Origin of the sequence: Methanobrevibacter sp. V74 (assembly GCF_963082495.1) — an archaeon.
In the GTDB taxonomy this organism is placed as follows: domain Archaea; phylum Methanobacteriota; class Methanobacteria; order Methanobacteriales; family Methanobacteriaceae; genus Methanocatella.
Genome location: NZ_CAUJAN010000003.1, coordinates 261,253 through 287,960, shown reverse-complemented (window position 1 = coordinate 287,960; position 26,708 = coordinate 261,253). Strand labels below are relative to the sequence as shown.

26 protein-coding genes are annotated in these 26,708 nt (G+C 30.2%); 18 read left to right on the top strand and 8 right to left on the bottom strand.

What is annotated here, in order from left to right; genetic code table 11:
• Positions 1 to 7: 7 nt before the first annotated feature.
• Entirely contained in the window at positions 8 to 805 is a 798-nt protein-coding gene (cas4, locus tag Q9969_RS06420) for a CRISPR-associated protein Cas4 (protein WP_305555553.1), read from the bottom strand.
• 128 nt (positions 806 to 933) lie between these two features.
• Positions 934 to 2,418 (bottom strand): sodium-dependent transporter, encoded by a 1,485-nt coding sequence (locus Q9969_RS06415; protein WP_305515542.1) that lies wholly within the window; start codon positions 2,416 to 2,418, stop codon positions 934 to 936.
• Positions 2,419 to 3,002: 584 nt separating this feature from the next.
• On the opposite strand from Q9969_RS06415, the gene Q9969_RS06410 reads away from it, so the two are divergent.
• Positions 3,003 to 3,149, top strand: a complete 147-nt coding sequence (locus Q9969_RS06410) for a hypothetical protein (protein ID WP_305515538.1) — start codon at positions 3,003 to 3,005, stop codon at positions 3,147 to 3,149.
• Between the two features lie 430 nt (positions 3,150 to 3,579).
• A complete protein-coding gene (locus Q9969_RS06405; RefSeq protein WP_342765958.1) occupies positions 3,580 to 3,807 on the top strand; it encodes a DUF3800 domain-containing protein in 228 nt (75 codons plus the stop codon).
• A gap of 678 nt (positions 3,808 to 4,485) precedes the next feature.
• Here the strand turns inward: Q9969_RS06405 and Q9969_RS06400 are convergent.
• Positions 4,486 to 5,559, bottom strand: a complete 1,074-nt coding sequence (locus tag Q9969_RS06400) for a DNA polymerase subunit beta (protein WP_305515028.1) — start codon at positions 5,557 to 5,559, stop codon at positions 4,486 to 4,488.
• A gap of 167 nt (positions 5,560 to 5,726) precedes the next feature.
• Between Q9969_RS06400 and Q9969_RS06395 the strand changes: the two genes are divergently transcribed.
• The 11 genes from Q9969_RS06395 to Q9969_RS06345 all read left to right on the top strand — a co-directional run bounded on the left by Q9969_RS06395 (position 5,727) and on the right by Q9969_RS06345 (position 14,515).
• On the top strand, positions 5,727 to 6,320 hold the full coding sequence (locus Q9969_RS06395; protein WP_305515026.1) for a DUF366 family protein: 594 nt from the start codon (positions 5,727 to 5,729) through the stop codon (positions 6,318 to 6,320).
• Entirely contained in the window at positions 6,317 to 6,832 is a 516-nt protein-coding gene (locus tag Q9969_RS06390; protein ID WP_305555550.1) for a 6-carboxytetrahydropterin synthase, read from the top strand. The genes Q9969_RS06395 and Q9969_RS06390 overlap by 4 nt, the downstream gene beginning before the upstream one ends.
• Positions 6,832 to 7,530, top strand: coding sequence for a 7-carboxy-7-deazaguanine synthase QueE (locus tag Q9969_RS06385; protein WP_305515024.1), 699 nt, complete (start codon positions 6,832 to 6,834; stop codon positions 7,528 to 7,530). The genes Q9969_RS06390 and Q9969_RS06385 overlap by 1 nt, the downstream gene beginning before the upstream one ends.
• Before the next feature lie 67 nt (positions 7,531 to 7,597).
• Complete coding sequence (locus tag Q9969_RS06380; protein ID WP_305515022.1) at positions 7,598 to 8,533, top strand: CBS domain-containing protein; 936 nt, start codon at positions 7,598 to 7,600, stop codon at positions 8,531 to 8,533.
• Positions 8,534 to 8,555: 22 nt separating this feature from the next.
• A complete protein-coding gene (locus Q9969_RS06375; protein ID WP_305515020.1) occupies positions 8,556 to 9,359 on the top strand; it encodes a CBS domain-containing protein in 804 nt (267 codons plus the stop codon).
• Between the two features lie 32 nt (positions 9,360 to 9,391).
• A complete protein-coding gene (pheA, locus tag Q9969_RS06370; RefSeq protein WP_305555743.1) occupies positions 9,392 to 10,198 on the top strand; it encodes a prephenate dehydratase in 807 nt (268 codons plus the stop codon).
• Between the two features lie 59 nt (positions 10,199 to 10,257).
• Entirely contained in the window at positions 10,258 to 10,980 is a 723-nt protein-coding gene (locus tag Q9969_RS06365) for an endoglucanase (protein WP_305515018.1), read from the top strand.
• Positions 10,981 to 11,004: 24 nt separating this feature from the next.
• A complete protein-coding gene (locus Q9969_RS06360) occupies positions 11,005 to 11,547 on the top strand; it encodes a hypothetical protein (RefSeq protein ID WP_305515016.1) in 543 nt (180 codons plus the stop codon).
• Positions 11,548 to 11,556: 9 nt separating this feature from the next.
• The gene (locus Q9969_RS06355; RefSeq protein ID WP_305515014.1) at positions 11,557 to 12,069 is read left to right on the top strand and encodes a flavoprotein; all 513 of its coding nucleotides are present in this window, start codon (positions 11,557 to 11,559) and stop codon (positions 12,067 to 12,069) included.
• Positions 12,070 to 12,130: 61 nt separating this feature from the next.
• Positions 12,131 to 12,715: a phosphopantothenoylcysteine decarboxylase gene (locus Q9969_RS06350; protein WP_305555547.1), complete on the top strand. Its 585-nt coding sequence runs from the start codon at positions 12,131 to 12,133 to the stop codon at positions 12,713 to 12,715.
• 1,572 nt (positions 12,716 to 14,287) lie between these two features.
• The gene (locus Q9969_RS06345) at positions 14,288 to 14,515 is read left to right on the top strand and encodes a hypothetical protein (protein WP_305555543.1); all 228 of its coding nucleotides are present in this window, start codon (positions 14,288 to 14,290) and stop codon (positions 14,513 to 14,515) included.
• Positions 14,516 to 14,521: 6 nt separating this feature from the next.
• Here the strand turns inward: Q9969_RS06345 and Q9969_RS06340 are convergent, their stop codons facing one another.
• Together Q9969_RS06340 and Q9969_RS06335 are read right to left on the bottom strand one after the other, a co-directional pair.
• On the bottom strand, positions 14,522 to 15,163 hold the full coding sequence (locus Q9969_RS06340) for a fibrillarin-like rRNA/tRNA 2'-O-methyltransferase (protein WP_305555540.1): 642 nt from the start codon (positions 15,161 to 15,163) through the stop codon (positions 14,522 to 14,524).
• Between the two features lie 3 nt (positions 15,164 to 15,166).
• On the bottom strand, positions 15,167 to 16,318 hold the full coding sequence (locus tag Q9969_RS06335) for an NOP5/NOP56 family protein (RefSeq protein ID WP_305555537.1): 1,152 nt from the start codon (positions 16,316 to 16,318) through the stop codon (positions 15,167 to 15,169).
• A 73-nt stretch (positions 16,319 to 16,391) separates the two neighbouring features.
• Between Q9969_RS06335 and Q9969_RS06330 the strand changes: the two genes are divergently transcribed.
• From Q9969_RS06330 to Q9969_RS06310, 5 genes are read left to right on the top strand one after another with little or no spacing between them, the layout of a single operon-like run.
• Positions 16,392 to 16,925 (top strand): glycosyl transferase, encoded by a 534-nt coding sequence (locus tag Q9969_RS06330; protein ID WP_305555534.1) that lies wholly within the window; start codon positions 16,392 to 16,394, stop codon positions 16,923 to 16,925.
• Between the two features lie 28 nt (positions 16,926 to 16,953).
• A complete protein-coding gene (locus Q9969_RS06325; RefSeq protein WP_305555531.1) occupies positions 16,954 to 17,859 on the top strand; it encodes a dihydroorotate dehydrogenase in 906 nt (301 codons plus the stop codon).
• Complete coding sequence (locus Q9969_RS06320) at positions 17,852 to 18,649, top strand: dihydroorotate dehydrogenase electron transfer subunit (protein ID WP_305555528.1); 798 nt, start codon at positions 17,852 to 17,854, stop codon at positions 18,647 to 18,649. Before Q9969_RS06325 ends, Q9969_RS06320 begins: the two co-directional genes overlap by 8 nt.
• 16 nt (positions 18,650 to 18,665) lie before the next feature.
• Positions 18,666 to 19,688: an AI-2E family transporter gene (locus Q9969_RS06315; RefSeq protein WP_305555525.1), complete on the top strand. Its 1,023-nt coding sequence runs from the start codon at positions 18,666 to 18,668 to the stop codon at positions 19,686 to 19,688.
• Positions 19,689 to 21,470 carry a DNA-directed DNA polymerase gene (locus tag Q9969_RS06310; RefSeq protein WP_305555522.1) on the top strand — a complete coding sequence of 594 codons (1,782 nt, stop codon included), beginning with the start codon at positions 19,689 to 19,691 and terminating at the stop codon, positions 21,468 to 21,470.
• Positions 21,471 to 21,497: 27 nt separating this feature from the next.
• Here Q9969_RS06310 and Q9969_RS06305 read toward each other — a convergent pair whose 3' ends face one another.
• The 3 genes from Q9969_RS06305 to purM all read right to left on the bottom strand — a co-directional run bounded on the left by Q9969_RS06305 (position 21,498) and on the right by purM (position 26,651).
• Positions 21,498 to 24,314, bottom strand: coding sequence for a hypothetical protein (locus tag Q9969_RS06305; RefSeq protein WP_305555519.1), 2,817 nt, complete (start codon positions 24,312 to 24,314; stop codon positions 21,498 to 21,500).
• 278 nt (positions 24,315 to 24,592) lie between these two features.
• On the bottom strand, positions 24,593 to 25,621 hold the full coding sequence (gene comC, locus Q9969_RS06300; protein ID WP_305514994.1) for an L-sulfolactate dehydrogenase: 1,029 nt from the start codon (positions 25,619 to 25,621) through the stop codon (positions 24,593 to 24,595).
• A 10-nt stretch (positions 25,622 to 25,631) separates the two neighbouring features.
• Complete coding sequence (purM, locus tag Q9969_RS06295) at positions 25,632 to 26,651, bottom strand: phosphoribosylformylglycinamidine cyclo-ligase (protein ID WP_305514992.1); 1,020 nt, start codon at positions 26,649 to 26,651, stop codon at positions 25,632 to 25,634.
• Positions 26,652 to 26,708 lie beyond the last annotated feature (57 nt).

The following is a 26,708-nucleotide window of genomic DNA, read 5'->3' as shown; positions in this document are numbered from 1 at the left end:
CCCTATCTTATTCATTTTTGTCACAAATATCTTTGTATTTACATTTTTCACATTTTTTCAGATTTATTTTAGTCTTTGGAAGTTTTTTATTATTGATTATCTCTTTAACTTCACGAAGAATGTCAAAATAGCTTTTTCTCAGTTCAACATTCATTATCACCGGACGTCGGTCTCCTATTTTTTCATAATCCACAAAACCAACATATACATCTGTGTTAAATTCTTCTTCAATCAATATTGCATTACTTACGAGTTCAATCGCATCTTGATTCCAAACACCTTTAAGTGGAGGTTTACCGCTTTTTAAAAGTATTGGGTAATATTCGCCATCAATTATTTCTATTTTATCACACATTCCAATTATTCCAAGACTTGTGTTTTTAATTAAAAAGGAATACATGCAATTTGGAAAAAACATATCAATTATTTCATATGCATGTTTATCAAGAATGGTCATTGATTGTTTTACTCTTAGAGCCATTGTTTTAATTTTAAAATATGTATTGTCAATAATTTCATTAATCTGTGATGATTCAAGATTTAAATTCATTGATTTTATTGAAGTTGCAGTGCTTTTGATGTACGAATCAATATTTTCAGATAAAATGCTTTCAATTTCACTAATTGTCATGTCTTTTTTGATTTTGCGCATGTTTTTCTCAATTAAATCTTGAATATCAATTTTAAGCTTTTTAATTTCAATTATAAGGCGATAATCTTTGTTTTCTTTAGTATCTATGTGGTTTTGGTGGTATAACTTCAAAGGACAGTACATATATTGTTTTATTGAAGATACTTTTATCATTTTATAACCTCTTAAAATCTTTATAATTAGTATTACTATAATGATATTTAAAATAAGAAGTTATAAACGAAGTAAATTGTTTAAAATAAAATAAAAAAAGTAAATAGTTAATAATTTAACTATTTAAATCAATTTTCTGGATTAAAGAAATTTTTGTTACGGGCAGGTAATTTTGCAAAGACAATTGGCACAACAATTAATATAACAGACAATATTGCCATGATTGTCAAACTGCTACTATCTGCGGTAGTTATTGTTGAATAAACTCCTTGAATCCAAAGGCCTAATATACAAATAGGTAATATGTATTTAATTACAGCTTTCCAAGTTTTACCAACTTTAATTCTTGAATTATCATTTAAGGTTTTAATTAACTCATCAAACTTGTAAATCCAACCGAATATAATACATTCAATGAGTATTGCGAATAATAATGCGAAATTATTTAAGAATGCATCGAATACTCCTAAAATAAGACTTCCTGCTCCTGTTGCAAATATTGTTGAAATTAGAAATCCAATAATACAAACTATGGTTGCAGTCTTTTTACGTTCAATAAGGAATTTTTCTGAAACTGAGTAACATACTCCTTCAAGAAGTGCCATTGCAGAGGTAAGTCCTGCAAATAAAATGCATAAAAAGAATAATGGCCCAATTAAAGATGCCCATGGTCCCATAATATTGAATACTTGTGGGAAAACTACAAATGCAAGTCCGGTTCCTTCGGTAACAAGTTTATTAAATGGAATTCCAGTACTCATTGCCATGAATCCTAAAATTGAAAAGATTCCAATTGAATTAAATATTTCAAATCCGGAGTTTGAAAAGGCAACAACTACTGCATTATCAACTAATTTTGAGCCTGATGGCAAGTAACTAGCATAAGTTAGAGCTATTGCCATACCTAAACTTAAGGAAAATACAATTTGTCCAAATGCGGCCAACCATACATTCAGGTTAGTAAGGGCGGACCAGTCAGGTGTAAATATCTGAGTATAACCTATTGACGCTCCAGGCAATGTTAAAGAGAATGCTACAATTATAACTACAATTGCACATAAAATTGGAAGTAATATCTTACTTACATTGCCAATTCCTTCGTTCAAATCTCTTTTAAGAATAAACCATAATAAAAACCAAATAACAAATATTGAAGCTAACACAGTTGGAACAATAGTAGTTATTCCAGCAATTGTATCGGTTGCCTGCAATACATTACTTGAGAAGTATACATCAGGATTTGATCCCCATGCTTTTGTTAAACTTAATACAACATAAATTAAATCCCATCCCACTACACAAACGTAATAGGTGGTTATTAAAAACACAATTAATAAAACGAACCATGCTACTGGCTCTAATTTTTCTTTAATGAAATATAATATCTGTGCTAATGATTTTTTAAACTTGAATCCAACAGCGTATTCAACAAGAACGAATGAGATTCCTAAAAGGAATAATGATATGATATAAGGAATCATAAAGGATCCTCCACCATTGGAGTATAATACATTTGGGAAACGCCAAATGTTTCCAAGTCCAACAGCAGAGCCAATCATCGCCATGACAAATGTGATATTGCTATTCCATTCTGATTTTTTAGTTTCTGTCATTTTATCACATTAAATTAATACATTTATATTTACTTTTGAAGTTTATATATTATTTGTATTGATTTTGGCAATTTTGATTTGTATTTATTTAAAAATTATTGAATATTTTATTAATTGGATATTTTTTTAATTGGATAATATTCGTTTGAAAAAAATGGAATTAGCTAAATTGTAAACTGTTTAAAAAATAGAAATAAAATTAATGCTCCGACAATTTGGGAGGGGAATTTGGTTTTAAGCAGGAATTTCTTTAAGTCTAGATATGAACCGTATAATATTTAACTAATGATTTATATGTCTATATCGCCTTATCAGTTATGATATCTGGAAGGATCCTAAGTTTATACGATTTTGTATGGAGAATGGAATAAAAGAATCGACTCAACGAAGTATTTGGTATGTCTAAATCGATATGTTGGGTACCATCAAAAAACTCTTGAAACCTTGCTTGAAGAAGCTGAGCAAGAAATTGCAGATTAGATCTTAAGAGGATGATAGATTTTTCTAGTTATCTCTTCATGGTGTAGGTAATGCTTTTAACTTAATAGGATGAAATTACAAGATTTCTTTCTAATGTTAATGATATGAGAGCAGAAATTGATAATGTTTCTAGAATAAATGATATTGCTAAAATCCAAGATTATATTGTTGGTAATGAATTATTGAATGAATATGGTTTATCCTTGGACATCATTAGCTTATACAAAAAAATATTAGGAAAGATAATTTGAAGGGGTCACTAATGATTATATTGAAGATTTGATTAATGTTGCATATAATCGTACAGTTCATATGCTGAAACTAATTTTGTGCTGAAATTTATAATGGTGAGTTGTGGGATGAAATTAATCAAAAAATAGGCGGATATATGGATTTTTGTTGAATATTTCATTTAGATTCTCTGATTCTCAGAAAAAGAAACTTAATTTGGAGTTGTGAAATTATGCTGAAAAACTATGGTGGGATAATGATGATAATGTTGATGAAATTAAAGTTCATGTAGATAGATTAGTAAAAAAAGCTAGAACCATACATAAGAAAAGAATTGATAAATCCAAGGAACTCAATGGAAATAGAACGCCCAAACCATATAATAGCTAATAATATGATTATAAGTTTATGATACAATAGCTTCAGAATTATCAAAAGAATTAAAAATAAATAATAATCGTAGATAAGTGTAAATCAAAAGAAAAATATGTGGATAACTTCAACAACATGTTTTTACCTATCTTAGACAATGTTGATGGCTATAATGTTGATATTAAACATGAAGATTCTGTAAATCATAAGGGGCTTCAAATTGTAGATATTATTGTATGGCCTGTATTTCAAAGCATAGAATTTGATGATTTTTTATTTATTGATTTACTTGATGATGTATTATAAAAAGAGTATTTGAAGATTGAAGAACCTCCTTGCAGTATAATGTCGTCGCCTGTGGCGACGAAGCTAAAGGAGGCTAAACCTCTTGGAGGCTTTTACCTTCTGAATCTTTCACTTAATGTTTTATGTATGCATCACTATTTAAATGTTTCCACAATTTCTATTTTGTCTCTTTCAAAAACTTGTGGGATAAATAGTTTTTTCGATTAATCTATTCATTTAAAATTTTCAAAATAATTGGTTAATTAGCTTTAAATTATGAAAATAACTCCAAAGAAAAAGTTTTTAATAAAAAACTTGCAGATACTTAAATCACCTAGTTTTTGAAAGAGCCTCTATTTTTTTTGTAATAATAATAGAATTAACATTATAATCAATTTATAATAGCTTATTTAAAATTAAAGTAATCAATAGATATTATATATGATGAATATTGTTGATGATGAAATATGCCGTTAAATTAATCGATTAAGTGCCTTTAATAATAAAATAATTAGTTATAATTATTATTCACATCAGATGAAATCTTTAAGATAAATATAACTTCTATTTCACTATCCCTAGTATTTCTAAGCCTAACCAATTTTGAGTAGGAGTTTGGTTTTTTTTTTAGTTTGTTCGTATGCTCTTGATTTGCTTATTTGAATAATAGCATTAAAACTCAGTCAAATATTGCATGGTTCACTTTGGAATTTCCTTGAGTTTCAAATATTCATCAATAGCTTCTCTAGTAGTTCCAACAACTAATCTGTAATGGTCAAATTCACCATTGACAATTACTTTTTCTATTTTGCCTTCAGCTATTACATGCTCCCCATCTATTACTTCGCCTGCATAAGTGTGTGTAAATGATACTACTTCAGTTAAAGGTACATCTACACCATCAAGGATTTCTACATTGTCAATCGTGTAAAGTGAAGGATTGTCGAATGCTCCAAGAGCACTTACAATATCACATTCAATTTGAGATGTCCCTTGAGGTTCATATACAGTATCTCCCCAAGCACCTTCAATTTCATCATAATCTCTAGTGGCTAAAATGTCAAACAATGTTCCGTTTATGGTTCCACGATTTGCTTTTCTATTTTCATACCATCTAAATTCTTCTTTTGTAAGACTTTCATCGCTCATTCTTTTGTTATATACAAAATCCCAGTAATCATCAGTGATGCCTTGTACAGTAATGTACTTGTCAATTTCTTTGATATAAACTTCTTTTCCTCTATGTTCTTTAAAAGCAGTTATTGCACGTCTGTGGTTATCTAGACCGTATACAACAAAGTCCAGGTCACTCACATCACTTTTTTGAAGGCCTGGCAAAATGGAACCTGAAATTCCTAAATGGTCATATGGAATATCAGCCATAAAATGGAAAAAGTCAGCAACATCCATTAATTTGGCAATTAATTCAGGATTCTTAATTTCTCCTCCTTTTTCAAAAGTATCCTTAAGACCCAATAATCTCATTTCAGGTTTAATGATTCTTTCAACTTTATCCAATGGCACTCCCATCATTTCAACATTAGTTACATCACTGAAGTATAAATAATCAGGATGATTTTCTCTAAGATAAGTGTAAGCTTCAGCTGAGCCTACTTTTCTATATCTTTTACCGTTTTTTTCACGATCCCCTTCAGGGTCTGGAATATATCTTAGAAAGGATATTATTCTGTCTTCTGGGTGAAGGTAGTTAGTTGATGCGAAATATAAATCGTCGGCAGTATGGATAAAATCTCTTGTTCTTACTTGTTGCATAATATCTCCTATGTGTATAATTTATAATATCTATTAAATTTAGTTTTTGATTTGGGGATAAAGGGATTTTTTATTTCAAAGGTACAAGTTACATACATAATTTTTTAATATCTTTAAATAAATATTAATAAGTAATTAAGTAAATTAAAAATCATAAAGGTATTATTATGACTATTAACCATAAACATATTGATGAAATATTTGAATATGATGGAAGCCAAATTGATCCGTCCTGGGCATTTCAGGAGTTTGGAATATATGGATCTTCAATCATAACCTGGATTGGTCCGGTTAATATTGCCCCTGATAATTTAAAGGACTTTGCTGATGTAGGTCTTGAAATCAAATCAAATTACATGGTCAATTTCATTTGCGAATTCTTTGACCAGCAACCAACTAACATGAGGGTTGCTTATTTAAGACAAAGGCTTCTTGTATTGATTTTCAGAGAGATATTAACTGAATATGGTGTTCCAACCAAAAGAGAAGGTGATGATATTTTCGTGGACAACAGAAAGCTGTCTATTTCAATAGCCAGTGTTTCTCTAAGCTCCGCCAAAATCCATTTTGCCTTAAACCTAGAAGATAAAGGAACTCCAGATGATGTAGATACAATCGGGCTTTATGATATTAAAGTTAATGGCAAACAAATATTCACAAAAGAAAATGTTAAAGAATTAATCGATACTACAGTAAATAGATTCATTGATGAATTGGAAACAATTGAAAATGATATAAGTAAAACAAAGGTGTTAGTATGAAAATTTTAGTCAATGGTGTTCAGTCAAATTTAAGATTTTCCTCAGCTCATGTAATTCCAGGGCATGAATCCTGCGGATTTATTCATGGACACTCTTATTTTGTTGATGTTGAAATAGAAGGTGAAAGAACAGGAAAATTCGAATTTGTAGTTGATTTTAAAGATGTTAAAAGTTATACAAAAGCTATTTGTGATGAACTAGATCACAGATTACTAATTCCAGTTTACAATGATTTAATAGAATTCAAAGATTTTGATAAGAAAAAAGATTCAATTTTTAATTTGAAAAAGCAGAACTCTGTTTCTTTTAAAATTGATGGTAAGGGATATACTATTCCTTGTGAGGATTGTGTGTTTTTACCTCTTCCATATTCTTCTGCTGAAGAATTATCTAAGTTTTTCGCTGAATCCTTAGCTAAAAAACTAGCTGAAAGCTATGATAATCTTGAATATATAGCAATCTGTGTAAATGAAGGAATTGGACAAGGTGCTGAATATAGGAAAGAGTTATAATGAAAGCTCCAATCATTGAAATATTTTCATCCTTTCAAGGTGAAGGTCTTTTAATAGGTGAAAGGCAAATTTTTGTTAGATTTGCAGGATGTAATTTGAACTGCAACTACTGTGATACTGAAGATAGTAAATCGGAGTCTGTTGGTAAATTAATGACTCCTGATGAAGTGGTTTCACAAATTAATAAGATTTTAACTCCTGACTGTAAGACTATTTCATTTACAGGAGGGGAACCTGCACTTTATGCAGAATTTATAAATGCCGTATCACATAGGACTGATTTGAATATTATGCTTGAAACTAATGGAACAATGTCAGATAAAATTGACTCTATTGAAAAATTGGACGTAGTTTCATTAGATATTAAGCTACCTGAGCATTTTGATGGGGATTTTGATGAAAGTATTTTTTTAAATGAAATTAAATCACTAAATTTATTAATTTCAAAATCTATAAGTGTATATTGTAAAGTAGTTATATTGCCATCAACAAAAATAAAGTCATTTGAAGAGGTAGTTGAAAAATTATCGCAAAATATTTCAAACAAAAACAATCTTAAAATAATTATCCAACCTTCTAGTCCTATAGGGGAATGGAAAGACATTAATTCTAAATTATTTGTTTTTTCCGAAGTTGTTGGGCAATATTTTGAAGTTTCCACCATTCCTCAAATTCATAAAATTTTGAATATTGAGTAATTTTGTTTTTAATATTATTGAGATTTTATTTTATTGATGTGTAATTGTAAATAATAGAGGTGTGCAAATGAAAGATAAAACATCTATTAATAGAAAATCAAACACAGGCGCAGTTGAACGTGAAACTAAAGTTCATGATAGGGAAGGGGACATCATGGCTATTGCAACTAGGGAGGTAATTTCCATTCCTCCTTCAAAAAGTATCAAAGATACTGCTAAAGTAATGATGGAACATGAATTTAGAAGATTGCCAATCACTGACCCAGGTTCTGGCAAATTATTAGGTATTGTGACTGTAATGGATATATTAGATTTCTTTGGTGGAGGGAAAAAATTTAACATTATTGAGAAAAAATACGAAGATAACTTCTTGGCAGCAATTAATGAACCTGTTAAAGAAATTATGACTCGTGATTTAATAACAGTATCTAGTAAAGCTTCACTTGGTGAAACTTTAGATGTAATGTTAGATAATCAATTAGGAGCCATTCCTATTTTAGACCATGAGGAAAAACTTGCAGGTATTGTAACCGAAAGAGATATTGCATTATCCTTGGCAGGTGTTGCAGGTAAAGAAACTGTACAGGACTATATGAGTCCTAAAGTTTTCACAACAACTCCAGGAACACCTTTGGAAGGTGCATGTAAAATCATGGTAAGAAATGGTTTAAGAAGAATTCCTGTTGTTGGTGGTGAAGCAGATATTTCTAAAGCAGCTAAAAAATTATTAGGAATCTTGACTTCTACCGATGTTATAAAATTCTTAAATGCAAAAGAATTATTTGATCATTTGAATTCCAATTTAGCAACTGATGTATTAGAAACCGTAATTTCAGACATCATGGTTAAAGATCCAATTACTGTAGAACCTACTATGAGTATTGGCGAGTTATGTGAACTTTTTGCTGAAAAAAATATAGGTGGAGTTCCTGTTGTTAAAAATGACCAAATCATGGGAATTATTACTGAAAGAGATATATTAAACGCAGTTAAAAGATATTAAACTTATAATAGGAGATGATAATATGCAAATTAAGAATTTGATGTCTGAGGATATTATTACCATAGACAAAGATCAAAATCTTTCTGATGCTTTGAAGTTATTACGTAAACATAATATTTCACGTTTGCCGGTAACCAATAATAAAGAATTAGTAGGTATTATTTCTGAAAGGGATATTGCTAATAGTCTTGGTTCCTCAAAATATGAAAGTATGCCTGCATCAAGACTTCATATTTCATCCATAATGGTTAAAGAAGTATTTACAGTTCCTCAAACAATGAAATTAGACGAAGTAGCAAGATTAATGTTAGATAATGGTATTGGTTCTGTTCCAGTCATTGATGAAGATGACAAAATGGTTGGAATCGTATCCAAGGCGGATTTTGTTACTCTTGCAGTGGGAATCGCTTTTGATAAAATTGTTGTTAAAGAAATCATGACTAAAGATTTGGTTGAGGTTTCATCAACTGAAAGACTTGTTCATGCCAGAAGACAAATGATTGAATCCCATGTAGGCAGACTCCCAGTTGTCGATGATGGAGGGCTTGTAGGTATTGTCACATCTAAAGATTTAATGAGAGCATTCATTGACTTTAGAAAGAAAGTACCTGAAAAATATCAAAAATCTCAAATTAAAGAGGTTTTGGTAGGCGATGTCATGTCATCTAATCCAAAATTCACTTCAAAAGAAGCTACAATTTCTGAAGTGGCTAAAATCATGATTGAAACTGGTTTCAATGGTTTACCGGTTGTTGATGATGACGAAATCGTTGGTATTATAACACAGACTGATATTTTAAGACTGATTGAAAAATTAGAATCTTAAACTATCTTTTTTTTTTAAAATGGGGGGGAGTGATTATTACATTAATTTCATTTCTAGGTCCCAAAGGAACATTTACCCATCAAGCGGCTAATATGCTAAGCGATGATTTAATTCCCTATTGCACTATTTCTGCGGTGATGGAAAGTGTTTCAAATAATGAAACTAAATATGGTGTTGTTCCTATTGAAAACTCTATTGAAGGTCCAGTTGGAGAAACTTTAGATTCATTGGCTCATAAATTTGATTTAAAAATATGTGGGGAACTTATTATTCCCATTAATCAAAACTTAATTGTTAATCCTGGTTGCAGTATGGAAGATATTGAAAATATTTATTCTCATGCACAAGCAATAGCCCAATGCAGGGAATTTATCCGGGAAAGTAAAATACGACCTCATTATGCAGTCAGCACGGCAAATGCTGCAAAAAGTATTATTGGAGATATATCTAAAGCGGCCATTGGGAATGTAAAAGCTGCAGAGTTGTATGATTTAGAAATTCTTAAAACAAATATTCAAGATACAGATAATAATGAAACAAGATTCATTGTTGTTTCAAATGATGATCATGAGCCTACAGGCAGAGATAAGACATCAATAATCTTTTCCATATATGAAGACCGTCCTGGCGGATTATATAATATTTTAGGAATTTTCCAAAAAAATAATATTAACTTAACAAAAATTGAATCTAGGCCATCTAGAAAAGGTTTAGGCAAATATTTATTTTTTGTTGACTTTATAGGTCATAAGAATGAGGATTTGATTAAAGGTATTTTTGAAGAAATTGAGGATAATACTTATTTTTTAAAAGTTTTAGGTTCATATCCGGAATTTTAAGTAACATTTAAATTGATGTTTAAATATAACTTACAGTATAATAATTCAGGGGGGTAGGCATGTCAGATGATAGAGATAAACTTCTTCAAATAATGAGCAGTTTGGATGCAGATTATAAATCTGGTAAGCTTTCTGGTGAAAAATATAGATATTTCCGTTCTAAATATGAAGATAAACTTAATTCTATTGATGCAGTCGAAGCTACTAAAAGAATAAGGTCTATGCAAGGAAAATCTGCTCCTAAAACTAATAAAAGAAGAAATAAAAAACCTACCACAGATAAAAAAAAGCAAGAGCAAGATTTAGTTCAAAAATATATTATAAATCCTAAAAAAGATGATGTTAAATATAATAAGAAGAAATCATCAAGAAATAGTAGCACTTTTAAATTAATAGCGGTAATTGTACTTGTTGTTGCATTTACTGCAGGCGTTGCTTATGGTATTTTTAATTTAGATACTGAATCAGTGTCTAATACTAGTGTCGTTGCTGTTGTTGAAGATACAGCATTCCCTGAAATTGTATCTGTTGTAAATACTACAAATGTCACTGATACTTCAAATTATTCTTATGTAGACGATACGAATGATGAGAATACTAATGGAGATGTTGAAACCACGACAGAACAACCAACCGAAAAAACTACTGATAATACTCAAGGAACAGATGGCAGTGGAAGTTCTGAGTCTGGAGGTAGTTCCTCTAATGGTGGAGGTTCTGAGTCTGGAGGTAGTTCCTCTAATGGTGGAGGTTCTGAGTCTGAAGGAGGTAATGGGGAATAATTCTCAATGTAACAGGTGATTTTTATGAATGATAAAATTTTAAAAGGAAGTATCATAGCAGTAATCCTTATATTGTTTTTAATTGCTAGTGTTAGTGCTGGTAATAATTCTAATAGTAAAACTACTATTCAAACATTATCTAAAGGAGGTTTAACTATAAATTATCCTTCAGATTGGGGTTATTCTCAAGCAAATTCAAATTATACTATCATGTCTATTTCAAAATTAAACTCAATTGACTCTGCAGGTGTTGGCCAAGTCAATATTAATTTTGAGAAAAAACCACTTGATGAGGATTTTAATCAATTTATTAACTCAACTTATAAATCTATGGAGTCTGATTCATCGTTTACTTTAGTTTCATCTGGAAGCTCTGTTATTGGAGATAGGCAATCTTATGAATATGTTTACATTTCCAATGAGAATGGTGTTGAAAGAGAACATAAAGCAGTCTGGTTTGAAAAAGGGGGCCAAGCTTATGCCATCTTATACAGTGCACCAACAGATCAATTTGAAGCTAGTTTATATGTATTTGATTATATTTTATCAGATATTAAAATAACTTAAGGTGGTTTAATGATTATTTTATGTGTTACTGGCAGTATTGCAGCTACCGAATCAATTAAATTGGCACGCGAGTTTAGAAGAAATGATATTGATGTTAAATGTTTCATGAGTGAATCTGCATGTGAAATCATCCATCCCAATGCAATGGAATTTGCAACAGGGCATGGTGTAGTTACTAAATTAACTGGCAAAATTGAGCATGTTAAATATTCTCAGGAAGATTTAATATTAGTTGCTCCAGCTACAGCAAACACTATTTCTAAATTTGCTCACAAAATTGCTGACAATCCCATATCTACTCTTTTAATCACTGCTCAGGGACACGACACCCCAATTCTATTTGTACCATCAATGCATGATTCAATGTATGAGGCAATTAAAGAAAATATTGATAAAATCAAACAAGAGGGTTCTGCATCTTTTATAAATCCCAGAATGGATGAAGGAAAAGCTAAATTCCCATTAAAAGATGATATTGTTCTTGAATCATTAAGAACTATTAATTTAAACAAAAAGGATTGATATTATTAAAGGTAAAAAGATTTTAATAAGTTTTGGAGGGACTTATGAACCTATTGATTCTGTGAGGGGCATTACAAATAAATCCTCTGGCAAAATGGGTTTGGCTCTTGCTCGTGAAGCGTATATTCGTGGAGCGGATTTAACCTTGGTTGTAGCTCATGTTAGCGTCGACATTCCTTCTGTTTTTAATGTTATTCAAGTTGAAACCAGCAGTGAAATGAATGATGAGATTTTGAAATTGATACCTTCTCATGATATTTTCATATCTGCTGCTGCAGTTTCCGATTTTGAATTTAGACAAGAGTCTGATAAAAAAATTGATTCTTCAAGTTCGTTATTTTTAAATTTAAAGCCAACAACTAAAATTATCCGCCAAATTAAAAAGATTAATCCTGATATATTTTTAGTTGGATTTAAGGCGGAGTTTAATATCTCACGGGAGGAAATTATTGAGTGCGCTAGAAGACAAATGGTTAATGCTGGAACTGACTTAGTAATAGCTAATGACATTTCAAAAGATAATTGTCAGTTCGGATCAGATAATAATGAGGTTTTAATTGTTGATGATGAGGTTTTAACAATACCTTTGGCTTCTAAAATGGAGATTGCAAAAAGTATTTTTGATGTAATCTCGCAAAAGATCTAAGTTTACATGCATGTCATGGTTAAAACTTATTTTTTATAATCGATAATTTTATAATTAGTATTTTTCAACTCATTATTTTATAATTAACAATGTTTCTATTAAAATTATGCATCATTATTTTTATATTATTGATGCAAATTTAAATCGTTTTGAGATTATATGAGATAATTTTGGTATAACTAAATTGATTTGTGAAAGGTTTATTTTTTGATTATATTTTTATATCAATTTGATTTTTAAAATGTAATTTTATATTTTGTTTAAAAGTATGACTGTCAACTATTTTCTAACATTTTAATCTTTTGATAAATTCAACAAATATGTAGGCAATAATAAGCATGTTAAAGTAATACTTTTTAGATTGAAAACATAAAATCAGTTCTTTGAAAAAAAGTTTTTTTAAAATAAGTATTTTTTTAAAATAAGTTCATTCCTTTAGGTATTAGTTAAATGGAGTGATTAATAGAGTGAATTAACCTAAAGGACTTTTTAATGAACTTTTATGTAATTTGCATTAGCATTTATTATGTTTAATTTTATAGTATAAAAAGCTATTGGAGTAATAATTATTAGTTTATATAATTCATTGATTGTAAAGTATTTTTAATAAAATTCTTGCCAAAAAATCTATCACAAACCTATTATAAAATCAAAAATATAAATGTGAAATTATAAATGACGAGCAAATATCTGATGAAATTCACTGTGGGAATAATTATTCAAAGGCAACATGAAAATAATACAAAAAGAAGTGAAGATTTACACTTCCTACATGGAGAAATCTTTATATGAATTCGTCCTAAAATCCGAGGGGGAGGAAAATAAAAGAATAAAATGGAAGTCATGTTCATTAAGAAGAATACTAATATGTTATAGAGGATATATATTAAATAACTATTATTATATTTCATTTTGAACCTTCTCCAGTCCTATCTTAAATATCTATAAATATTAGAATATTGGGTTTTACAATATTCCTAAATTAAACCACAAATCTATTAAAAAATTCAAATAATTGAATTTTTGTGATTTGCCAGATAAAGAAATTATCAGAGAATTAATAAACATTTAATGTCCTTTAATTAGGACTGTAATTCTTTTTATAGCTTCTAATGGTTACGCCATTCAGAGGACTGCCAATTTAATCATAGGTGATTATATTAATAGTATTCGGGATTTTACTGATAAGACAAACGTATCTGAAGCAATAAACGATATTATTAAAAGAAACTGATATTGTTCCAACTTGGAATATCTGAAAAAAAAAAGACTAATAAATATTATACAACTTATTCAAGTTCCAAATCAGTAACAACAATTAATTCTTACTTAATATTAATATATGGAGATTTTATTAATGAATTAAGGTTATTTAAGTACAGTATGGACTATATTCAATTAAGATTCATAGGGTAAATAATGTATTAAATTTAGGTAAAGTTGAAGGTAATAACTATAAAATCCATATGCTTCGTAAATTACATGCATATGCATTATAATGGTGGCATGAGTTTAAATAATGTAAATGATTTGTAAGGTAAAGCAAAGAGCGAAACAAATCAGGTTTGCTTCATGTTAAATCCTGATGATTTAAAATACGAATATGTCAAACATTTGCCTGCTGTTACAATAAAGATGCTGAAAAGTTTCAGTCAAGTCTCCCAAGTTCCTTCAATGGAAAATGAAAATCAAATATTAAAATCTGAATTAGATAATTTTAAATCACAGGTAGCAGACTTTGCATGCTCAAGTGTCCCATCCGACTTCTATCAGGATCTAATTCACTTGAAAATTAAGTAGTTTTTATTAAAAATTTTTTTCTACCAATAATGCGATATGGTCTTTTTCATAAGGTTCCAATTTTACTTTTTCAATAATTTTAAAACCTTTCTCTTTTAATTTCTTTTCTTCTTCTTTAAAGATCTTTTTAGGCTTTTGCACTACATCAATACTTCTAGCTTTAATGGTAATAATGCCCATTCCATTATCTTTTAAAAATAAATTCATGTTTTTCATAAACAAGTCAGTTTGTGTAGGTTGAGCAACATCACAATACACTAAATCAACATTTTCCACATAGTTCAGATATCCTTTAGGTTTTGTTGCATCTCCTAAAATTGGAGCAATATTAGGTCGTTGACGTGAAAGCCGAACTAATTTTTTAGCTGTATTGGGTGAAAATTCGATTGCATATATTTTTCCAGTAATTGCAAGATCTGAAATATGCGATACGGTTGTTCCAGTTGAAGCACCAAGGTATAAGACTTTTGAAGTATCCTCAAGCTCTAAATTTGATAATCCATTTAGAAGTGCCGCTGCCAATTTGGAACGTCTAGGATTCCAAATTCTATATTCTTCCTCTTCTTTAATCAATTCTTCTCCATAAACGGATATTCCTGGAGTTAAATTTTTAGTTGCAACATTTCCATCTTTAAAATAAACTTGCATGCTCTACCTCCTATTCCTTTTCTTTTTACCTTTTCTCTTCATATTTTTAGATTTTGACTTTTCTTCTTTTCTTTTTTTAGTAGTTTTAGTTGGAAATGGATTATCTTTTTCTATTTGTTCACTTTTGTTTTTAAATTCTTCTGCAGCATTTTCATCAAATGTTTTAGTGAAAACATCACGTCTGACAGCTAAGGATATCATGCCTGCAAGTGTTCTTGCGATTTTCCCACGATTCCACCATTTGGCTCCACGAACTTGGGGGTGCTGATAGATTAAACCATATTTTGGAGGATTGTCACCACTCTTTAAGTGTCTGAATAATGCTTTTTCAGCACCCATTATTTGAACAGTACTTGATGGATAAATTGCAAGACGTTTTATCCCTCCTGCATGTGAAATTAACTTTGCACCTAGTGTGGATCCAACTAACAATCTTAAATTCGGTGCAATTGACTCCATTTTGCTGTCAATATAATTTTCAATATTTTTCCTTGATTTTTGAAGTTCAAAAATGGAGTTGGCATAATTGTTCATTATATCCAAATCAATTGGATTAATATCCTCTTCTAAATCAATAATGTCTTGTGGGAATGCATCAGGTTTTGTTTTTATGATTTCTTCTTTTGTTTTATTTTGTGAAATTAATTTAATGTAAGTTTCATTATTTTTAACAACGTCCATTTCAGGGAAGTATAGTGCATACCATTCTCTTATTGTTTCAGTTAACTTGGAGATGGCATCATCAATTTCTTCAATAGAGTTAACCGCTTGAATTAAATGTTTGTCTCCCCCTGCGGATTCTTTTTTAATTTTATAAATCGCAAATTTTCGGTAAATCTTACTTATATCATCACTATTTAATCCAAATTTATCATAATTGCTTCTTAGATAATTTCCAGCCTGATTTGGTGTTTTAATAGTAACTTTATCATTGTTATAATCAGATAACCTTTTATTTGACTCGATGATTATTCCATCATAATCGCCGCTGACTTCGTCAATAATCTCCAATTCCTCAGTTACAATTTGTTTGTCATTAATTTCAGCTAATTTATTAATTATTTCATCTTCTTGAAATAATTTCTCAGAAATCAATTCATTTTCGCTATTAAAAGCAAAATATCCTTTAACACAGTAAGTTATATAGCATTCCATAAGGTAATTTATTCATTTTATTTTTAATAAGTATTTTTATAATGAATTGTAAAGTATTAATTAGGTTATAATTATGTCAAAAGAAAGTTTTAGAGATTTAAAAAATGAAATTGAACTTCAAAATGCAGAAATTGATGAGATGTCAATGGAGCTAGAAAGCAAAAATGAGGAAATCAACAAATTAAAATTATATTCTACTAAATTGAAATATGAGAACAAAAACTTGGAGGATAAACTCGATTCAAAAATTGACTATGATAAAGCAAGATTTAAAGAACTTGATGATTTAAATGAAAAAATCCTGGAAAAGGAAGCTAACATTGAAGAAAAACAGGAACAGGTTAGATATCTCAGATCTTTAATTGATGATTATAAATCCCAAATCAAGTCAAATTCCGAAGAGTTTGAAATGCAACTTAGAAAAATCTCTAAACATTATGAAGTCCTACTGGCTCAAAAAGACTTAATTGTTGAAAAACAAGACAAAATAATCAATAACCTTTCAAAAACAAATGATGAATTATTTAAATCCAATAAAACTAATGCTGTTGGTTTGAAGTTACAAAATGAGAAATATCAAGAAATCATTGATAGATTAACAAAATAGTTAAGTAATTAATTACAAAGTTGATAGTATGTTAAAAACAAATATTTGTGGAGTGGAATTTCAAAATCCGTTGATGTTGGCAGCAGGAATTATGGGCAGTAATGCCTCATCAATGAATTGGATTTTAAAATCCGGTGCTGGAGGAGTAGTATCTAAATCATTTTCCCTAAATCCTCATCCAGGTTATGTCAATCCTACTACTGTTGCAGTTGAAGGAGGAATAATAAATGCTATCGGACTTTCAAATCCGGGAGTTGAAAATTTTAAAGAGGAATTGCTCAAAATCGAAAGGGAAGGCAATGTTTTGATTGCATCAATTTATGGTGCAACTCCTGATGAATTTTCCCAACTTGTATGTGAAGTTCAAGGTCTTGTTGACATGATCGAGTTAAATATTTCATGTCCTCATGCAATGGAAGGTTATGGAGCTTCTATTGGTCAAAGTTGTGATTTGTCTCATACTATTGTTGCAGCAGCAAAAGATGTGGCTGAAGTGCCAATCATTGCAAAATTAACTCCTAATGTAACGGATATAACAGAAATTGCAAAGACTTGTGAAGATGCAGGTGCAGATTGCCTGTCATTAATCAATACCTTAGGTCCTGGAATGAAAATCAATATTGATGTTGCAAAACCGGTATTGTCTAATAAATTTGGGGGAATGAGCGGCAAAGCAATAAAACCTATAGCTATTAGAAATGTTTATTCGGTTTATGAATCAGTTGACATACCGCTGATTGGTGTTGGTGGTGCATATACTTTTGAAGATGTTGTAGAATTTATATTTGCAGGTGCAAGTGCAGTTCAAATCGGTACTGCAATTATGGATGAAGGTGTAGATGTATTTAGCAAAATAAATATTGGTTTGGAGAAATTCATGGAAGATGGGGGTTACTCTTCTATTGATGAAATGGTGGGGATTGCACATGATTAATGAACCAAAGATAGTTGAAATAATCGAGATTATCACTGAAACTCCTACAATTAAAACTTTTAAATTTAACTGGGACTTTGAAACACTTGGCCGCCCAAATCCTGGTGAATTCTTAATGATTTGGAATTTTAATAATGAAAAACCAATGTCTATCTCACAAATTAATAATGATGAACTGTTTATAACTGTAAAAAACATTGGAAAATTCACATCCCAATTACATGACCTTGATGTGGGTGATAAAATAGGTGTTAGGGGCAGCTACGGTAGCGGTTTTAACAATTCACTTATAGGAAAAAAAATAATAGCTATTGGGGGAGGTGTTGGAATGGCTCCAATCAATGCTATTGTTCGTAATTTGGCTCAAAATAATGATGTTGATGTAATTTCAGCTGCTCAAACCAAAGAGGAATTATTATTCGTTGATTCATTAGCTGAATTAGGAGTTAATGTTCATCCATGTACTGATGATGGAAGTTTCGGATTTAAAGGATTTGCAACTGATTGCCTTAGTGATTTACTTGAAGATGCAACTTATGATTTTGCATTTGTTTGTGGGCCTGAGGTCATGATGAAAGGGATATTTGATATTCTTGAAGCATCTAACATACCTGGGCAATATTCTCTTGAAAGATATATGAAATGTGCACTAGGTGTTTGTGGCCAATGCTGTGTTGATAGTGAAGGTTGGAGAATTTGCGTAGAAGGACCGGTTTTCAATCAAAATCAACTAAAACAAATCACTGAATTTGGAAAATATAGAAGAGACGCCTCTGGTGTAAAATACTAATTTGGGATTTGATAAAATGGGAATAAATATTAAAGATAACCTAACTCCACCAATACTTTTGGTAATATTTCTGTTGACTATTTCGCTGATATTTATATTTCCTGTTTTAAACATGATTGTATTGGGTATGATTCTTGCTTATGGGGTGCGCCATGTAGCTCGTAAAATTCAATCGAAGATAAGATTTGAATCTGTTTCAATTTTACTTTCAATGGTTCTTATTTTAATGCCGCTGATACTGTTAATCATATATATTTCTATGGAATTGTCTGGCATAATCTCTGGATTTTTAGCATCTAACTCATATTCAGATATTAATTCGTCTTTAACTTCTATTGCCTCATATATTCCTTTAGAATTTGATGTTAATTCAATGTCTGCCTCAATCAACTCCTCATTACACGAAATTGGAAGTTATATTTTAAATCATCTTGTTAATTTCTTAAGTAGTTTAATGAACATTACATTGAATTTGTTCATATTGGTATGTTCAGTATTTTACTTTGCTCGTGATGGGGATAAATGCTTAAAATTCGTCCGATCCTTTGTTCCAGCAGATTCAATTCACTTTTTCGACAGAACTGTAGATGCTATTAAAGGTGTTTTAAGAAGTATATTCTATGGACACTTTTTAACTTCTGTAATTATAGGAATATTTGGAGCTATTGGTTATTCAATTCTCGGCTATCCATATGGGATATTTTTAGGAGTGATTACTGGTATTTTACAACTCATTCCAGTTTTTGGACCATGGCCGATTTATTGGGGATTGTTTTTTGCAGATATCCTTGGCGGAAATTATCCAAGAGCACTAACTGTCTTATTGTTCGGATTTTTCTTAAGTACCGTAGATATGTATATCAGACCTGCTCTATCAAGTCGTTATGCTGATATTCACCCATTAATTCTACTTATTGGATTTTTATCAGGTCCGTTAGTATATGGAATTGTCGGATTCATTGTCGGGCCTTTAGTTTTAGGAATTACATATGCCGTTTTAGATAATTATAGGCATGAATATCTCATGGAGGATGAATAAATGCAGAGAAATGTTGTAATTTTAGATATTGATTATGTTACTTATGAAGGCAAACCTGTAATACGATTATTTTCAAAAGAAGGGGATAAAAACATAATTTTGATTGATGATACGTTTGAACCATATTTGTATGTTGTATCAGATAATATTGAAGATTGCATATCTGAAATTAAAGAAAATTTAGATGTTGTCAATGTTGAGAAAGTTGTTAAAAAAGATTTTCAAGTCGAATCTGAATTTGTAAAAGTTATATTCAAACATCCTCAGGAATTAGCTAAAAACAGGGATGCCTTAAGAGATTTGAATAATGTAATCCAAATTAGAGAATTTGATATTCCATTTTATAGAAGATATCTTATGGACAGAGATGTAATACCAATGACAGAGGTAATTGCAATTGGAGATAAAATTGATACTTTCCTCGACCTTGATTCTACAAAACAAGATTTTGAAATAATCAAATTGACTGAAAAATTGGAACGTATGCCGGATTATCCTCAAAATTTCAGAATATTGAGTTTTGATTTGGAAGTTAGAAACCCTCACGGCATGCCTGATTCAGCCAAAGATGAAATCATCATGATTGGTGTGGCTAGTAATTTTGGCATAAATCAGGTAATATCCACTAAAACAAACTCTAAAGTTAGGGGGGACTTTGTAAACCAAAAAAATTCTGAAAAGGAAATGATTGAAGAGTTTGTTAAAATAATTAAAGAGAATAATGTTGATATTATTGTGGGGTATAACTCAGATAATTTTGATTTTCCATACTTAAAAGATCGTGCAAAGATATTAAATGTTGATTTGGACATCGGAATGAATGATTCTGAAGTTAAATTTATTAGAAGAGGATATGCAAATGCAGCTTCATTTAAAGGTTTGATTCATGTAGATTTATATCTTGTAATGAGAAGGTACATGACTCTTGATAGATACACTTTAGAAAGAGTTTATTATGAGTTATTTGGGGTGGAGAAAATCGATGTTCCAGGAGACCGTATTTGGGAGTTCTGGGACAATGGTGGTGAAAAACTAGACACGCTATTTGATTACTCTTTAGATGATGTTGTATCAACTTTAAAAATAGCGGAACAGACATTACCTCTTAATTTAGAACTTACTCGTATTATTGGACAACCTTTATTTGATGTATCTCGTATGGCAACCGGTCAGCAGGCAGAATGGTTTTTAGTAAAACAGGCTTATTTTGATGATGAGGTGGTTCCAAACAAACAAGGATCTAACTTTGCAGACCGTGCTTCAGCTGAGGATAATGAAGGTGGATATGTAAGGGAACCTGAAAAGGGTTTGCATGAAAATCTTGTTCAATTTGATTTTAGAAGCCTATATCCAAGTATTATTATTTCAAAAAACATTTCTCCCGATGTTATGACTTTAGGGGAAGTTGAAAACGAAGAAGATTATAATATTTCTCCCGAACATGGAGTTAAATTTAAAAAATCACCACAGGGATTTATTCCATCAGTCATTGATAAAATCCTGCAAGAAAGATTCCGTATTAAACGTGAAATGAAGGCATCTGATGATGAAACTGAAAGAAAAGCGTTAAATGTACAACAACAAGCTATTAAAAGATTGGCAAATACTATGTATGGTATTTATGGGTTTCCAAGATTTAGATGGTATTCATTTGATTGTGCAAAAGCTATTACTTCTTGGGGAAGGCAATATATTAAATCATCAATAAAAAAAGCAGAAGATTATGGTTTTTATGCAATATATGCGGATACTGATGGTTTTTATGCGAAATATAAAAAATAAAAAAAGTTTAAGAGAAATTTAATTCTCTTATTTTTTGATTTTAATGGTTGATTTTGCTGTTTTGGCAACACAATACTTGTTAGCGGAATTAACTACAACTTTATGTTTACCAACTTTTAATTTTCCAACATTAAGGTTAGCAATTCCTTTTGCGTTAGTTTTTAGAGTGTAAGTTTTATATTTTTTACCAGTATAAACTTTAACTTTAACTGCAACCTTGGAAATTACTTTTTTAGTCTTTTTATTGATAACTTTTACTTTAAAGTATTTTTCACTACCCTTTTTAGCGCTTATTTTTTTAACAACTAATTTAGTTGGTGCCTTTTTAATTACTATTTTGGAAATAATTTTTTTAGCTTTATAATTTTTGTTATCAGCGCCACTTATAACAACATAATAGGTTCCCGGTCTTAAATTATCAAGGGATAATTTAATTTTACCATTGGCTCCGGTGTAACCGTTATAGTTGTAATATTTAGATGAAGTAATAAAGACTTTAATGTTAACCTTTGCATTATAGATTCCTTTTTTATTTTTAGTGTTACTTAATTTAATGTTAAAGTATTTGCCACCTTTATAGTAATCTGTTACTTTTGGTGCTTTGATTTTTGCACTAGCTTTTTTAACTGTAATAGTTTTAGTAATTTGATTACTTTGGTATCTAGCATCTGCTGATGTTACAATAATTTTATGGTTTCCAACATCTAAAGATGCACTAAATAAAATTTGACCATTACTATTAGTTTTGAAAAGATAATCAGTGTAGTTTTTAGAAGTTGAGTATAATCTAACAAATACGTAAGCTCCACTTATGCCTTTGCCGTTTTTAGTAACTTTAATTGTATAAGTAGGGCCACTGTTATAGTAAATTTTAACATTTTTACCACTAATTACAACCGGAATCTTTTTAATGGTCATGGTGGATTTTATAGAAGCATTTACAACATTTTTAGTGTCATTTGTAGATGCAGTTAAACTATAAGTTCCTCCAACAACTCCTTTAACAGAAATATGTGCCTTTCCATTTACATTAGTTGAAACATAGAAGTAGTTTTTACTAATTTTAGGGAAGTGTAATTTGAGGATTATTCCGTTCATTGCTTCTCCACTTTCTGAATTAGTTACAGTAAAGGTTAAGTTTTTATTACTTCCATAATACTCATTATAGTTATCCATTTTTATGGTAACCTTAGCTTTAGTAATAGTTAAATTAGTTGTTACTTTTGTTGATACTAAACTGTCGGATGTAGTTAACTCAACAGTATGATTTCCAACATTTAATCTATTCATAGCTAAATTGTTATTATTTTGATCAAACTCATATAAGTTGCTATTTTTAAAGGAAGCAGTATTGTTTTCATCAATAGTTGCACTGAATCCGGCTTTAATCCTTCCAGTTGTGGTTAAACTTAATTTTTTTCCTTTAAGGGATATGGTACTATTGTCAAGGTCTACTAATTTGAAAGTGAAATTACCGGATAAGTACTGGTTTTCAGCTTTGATTATTTCAATTTTAACATTGTAGATTCTTTTCATAGTAATTTTTTTAGTTGCATTCACGTCTCCATTATTATAAATAATGGTTAGGTTTCCACTAGTAATATTGTCTCCATCGTATGTAAATGTGATAGTTCCATTTTCAACACTTAAAATTGTTGCGTTGACAGTTTTTGTTAAATTGCCGTCTTTATAGGTAATTGTTAAATTAATATTGGTTTTATTAATTTCAAAAATATCTACACCATTGGTAATATTAAGCACAATTGTACCATTTTTGGTGGAGTTGACTTTAACAGTTTTATCTTTTGTATTTATTACAACACTGCCACGAACATTAATATTAATAGTTTTTGTAGATGCGTTATAGTTTTCATTACCAGTATAAATAATTGTTACGGGATAAATTCCTTTAGTCAATTTAGTAATTGTTAAAATATTTGTTGTACTATTATAACTATAATTTTTCACACCAGTTATTGTAAAATTATTTTTAGTAATGTTGCTAATAGGAGCATTATTCACATCTAAAACAACAACACTAATGTTTATTACTTCATTTTCATTAGCATCAACATCTGAAGCATTAATTAAAGTGGTGTATTTTATTGCAACTTCTTTAATAATGCTTTTATTTCCTTCAGTATAATTAACGATTAAGGTAGAAGGAATCTTATTTTCAAGGTTGCTAATACTGATTATATGATTTGTTGCTACCTCGTTCCAATCAATTGGAACTGTGGCATTAATATCATTATATTTTAAGATAACTTTAGTATTTGAGTCATTTAAAAGATGGGTGTTGTCATGAACTCCATCAGTTAGGTTAATTGGAACATCTACACTATTTCCATCACTATTGATGCCTGAAGGCATAATTAAAGTATTATTTCCAAATATGGAAAGAATTATTTTACTTGTAGAATTGTTATATACAGCATTACCTAAATACCATATATCTAAAGTATGATTTCCAATAGCTAATTTGTCAATAAGGGTTATTCCTGTCGTATTATTATATGTGAATTTTATTGATTTTCCGTTTTCAAGAACAGTTAAGTTACTTGCAGAAATATTCAAGGTATTAGATTCATTATATTTTACTTCTACAGGAATCACTACACTCTCGTTGTCTTTATATTCTTGATTTTCACAAACAACTTCAGTATTTATTTTTTCTTGCGTGGATCCATTGCCATTATCGGCAAGGACAACACTATCGTCTGCACTAGCTAGTTGACTGTCGCTATCTGCAGTGACATTTTCACTAGCACAAACAGATCCGATACTTATTAATAGGAAGATTGTCATCGCTATTAATAACAGATAAGAGTTTTTAAATTTCATAAATTTATTATCCTCCTTTTAATGAAAATCATATTATTTGAAAAGTTTACGATTTTCAATACTAAATTATTATTATTTTTTTACATTTATACTTTTGGCTTTTTTCATCATTTTTTTAATATTTTTAAATTTAATTTTAGTTTTAAAATAGTTAAGATAAAGGGTATAACAAGTATTTAACTGTTTTAAAAAAAGAATTTTTGAAGATTTAAAATAGTTAAGATGAAGTGCATAATAAGTATTTATTTGTTTTAAAAAAGAATTTTTGAAGAATAATCTTATTCTTCAACATATGAATCTATGTCAATATCTAACTTGTCACAGATTCCTTTTAATTGATTGTATAAATTTTCATCAATTGCAACGCCATTAGCTTCAGCTTCAGCAATTCTTTTAACTTCTAAATCTCCTGGAATAGCTACACTTTCCCCAGTTTCTCTAACTTGTGATATAAAGTCTTCGGTGTTTGCTTTAAATTCATCAAAGTCACCAAATTTAGAAGGATCAATTACAATATATAAATCTCCTTTAGTACAGTCTTTATCCGGTGAAGCAGTACCTGTAACTCCACGACCGTAACCTGCCTGTACTAATGGGCCGGTTAAAATTTCAATTAATAGTGATAATGCATATCCTTTGAATCCGCCAAATGGTAAGATAGATCCTTCAAGTGCAGCTTCAGGGTCATTTGTTGGGTTTCCATCTTTATCCAATGCCCAGCCATCAGGCAAATCAAGGCCTTTTCTTTTTGATTCAATTATTTTTCCACGGGCAGTAATTGAAGTTGCCATATCTACAGTGATGTAGGAATCAGATGGAATGCCTAATGCAATCGGATTGGTTCCAATTAATGCTTCCTTACCGCCTAATGGTGCAATAGCAGGATCAGTATTTGCAATAACTATTCCAATACAGTTTTCACGTAATGCTAAATCGGAGTAAAATCCAGTAACGCCAAAGTGGTTAGAATTGTGAACTCCAACACAAGCAATACCTACTTCTTTAGCTTTTTTAATAGCTATTTGCATTGCTTTATAAGATACTGCTTGTCCAAATCCACAATTTCCATTAATTAATGCCATGGCAGGAGTTTCTTTTTCAATAGTAATATTGTCTTTCAAGTTAATTGTGTTTGCTTTAATGCTGGTAAGATATTGTGGAAATCTTCCAAGTCCATGTGATGTAAATCCTTTTAAGTCAGCATCCAATGTCGCTTCTGCCACTAATTCTTGATCTTCCTTGCTAGCTCCAAGCTTAGCTAATATTTCTTTTACAAGAGCCATTTCATTATCTTTCATTATCTTCATTTACACACCTTCAGTACTCAATAACAGATTTCTCAAAAGCTTTAACTGTAATTTTTTCATCATCAGTTACTTTACCGATAATTTGACATTTACAGTGTTCTCTTAAAGTTTCCATAATTTTATCAGCTTCTGTCTCATCACTAATTACAACAAAACCCACACCCATGTTGAAAACTTTGTACATTTCTTTGATGTCCACGTTTTGTTCATAAATAAGTTTAAATATTTCCGGAACTTCTGGAAGGTTGGTAATTTCATATCCCACACCTTTTTTCAAACGTCTAAGGTTGGTGAAACCTCCTCCGGTAATATGGGCAAGCCCATTAATATTATATTCTTTTTCAAATAATGCAACAATAGGTTTAACATATAATTCAGTTGGCCTTATTAATTCTTCACCAATTGTAGTTTCGCCATTTGGCATTTCATCGTCTATGCTAAATTTAGCATCATCAAATAATGCTTTTCTTGCAAGACTATATCCATTAGAATGAATTCCATTACTTTCAATGCCAATTAAAACATTTCCTGGTTCAATATTTTCACCGGTAATGATTTTATCGATATCAACAAATCCGATACCAGTTCCTGCAAGGTCGAAATCTTTGATTATTTCTGGAAGTGAAGCTGTTTCACCACCAATAATTGCGATTTTAGATTCCTTAGCGCCTGTTACTAAACCTTCAGCGATTTCAGCGGCTCTTTCAGGGTCTGGTTTTTCAACAGCAAGGTAATCTACTAAAGCTATAGGTTCAGCTCCAACACATAAAATATCGTTAACAACCATAGCAATACAATCAATACCTACTGTATCATATTTGTTCATCATTTCAGCAATTAAAATTTTACTTCCAACACCATCAGTACTCATAGCGATAGCTTTATCTCCTAATTTTACTAAAGCTGCATAATGACCACTGTCAGTAATAATATCTCTGCATTCTAATGTTGATTTAAGTTTGTCTGCTAATTTTGAAACAGTAACTGCTTCCAAATCAATATCAACACCAGATTCTGAATAAGTAACCATGATTACACCAATTTAAAAATAAAATTAAATGTTGCAATGTTATTACAACACATTAAT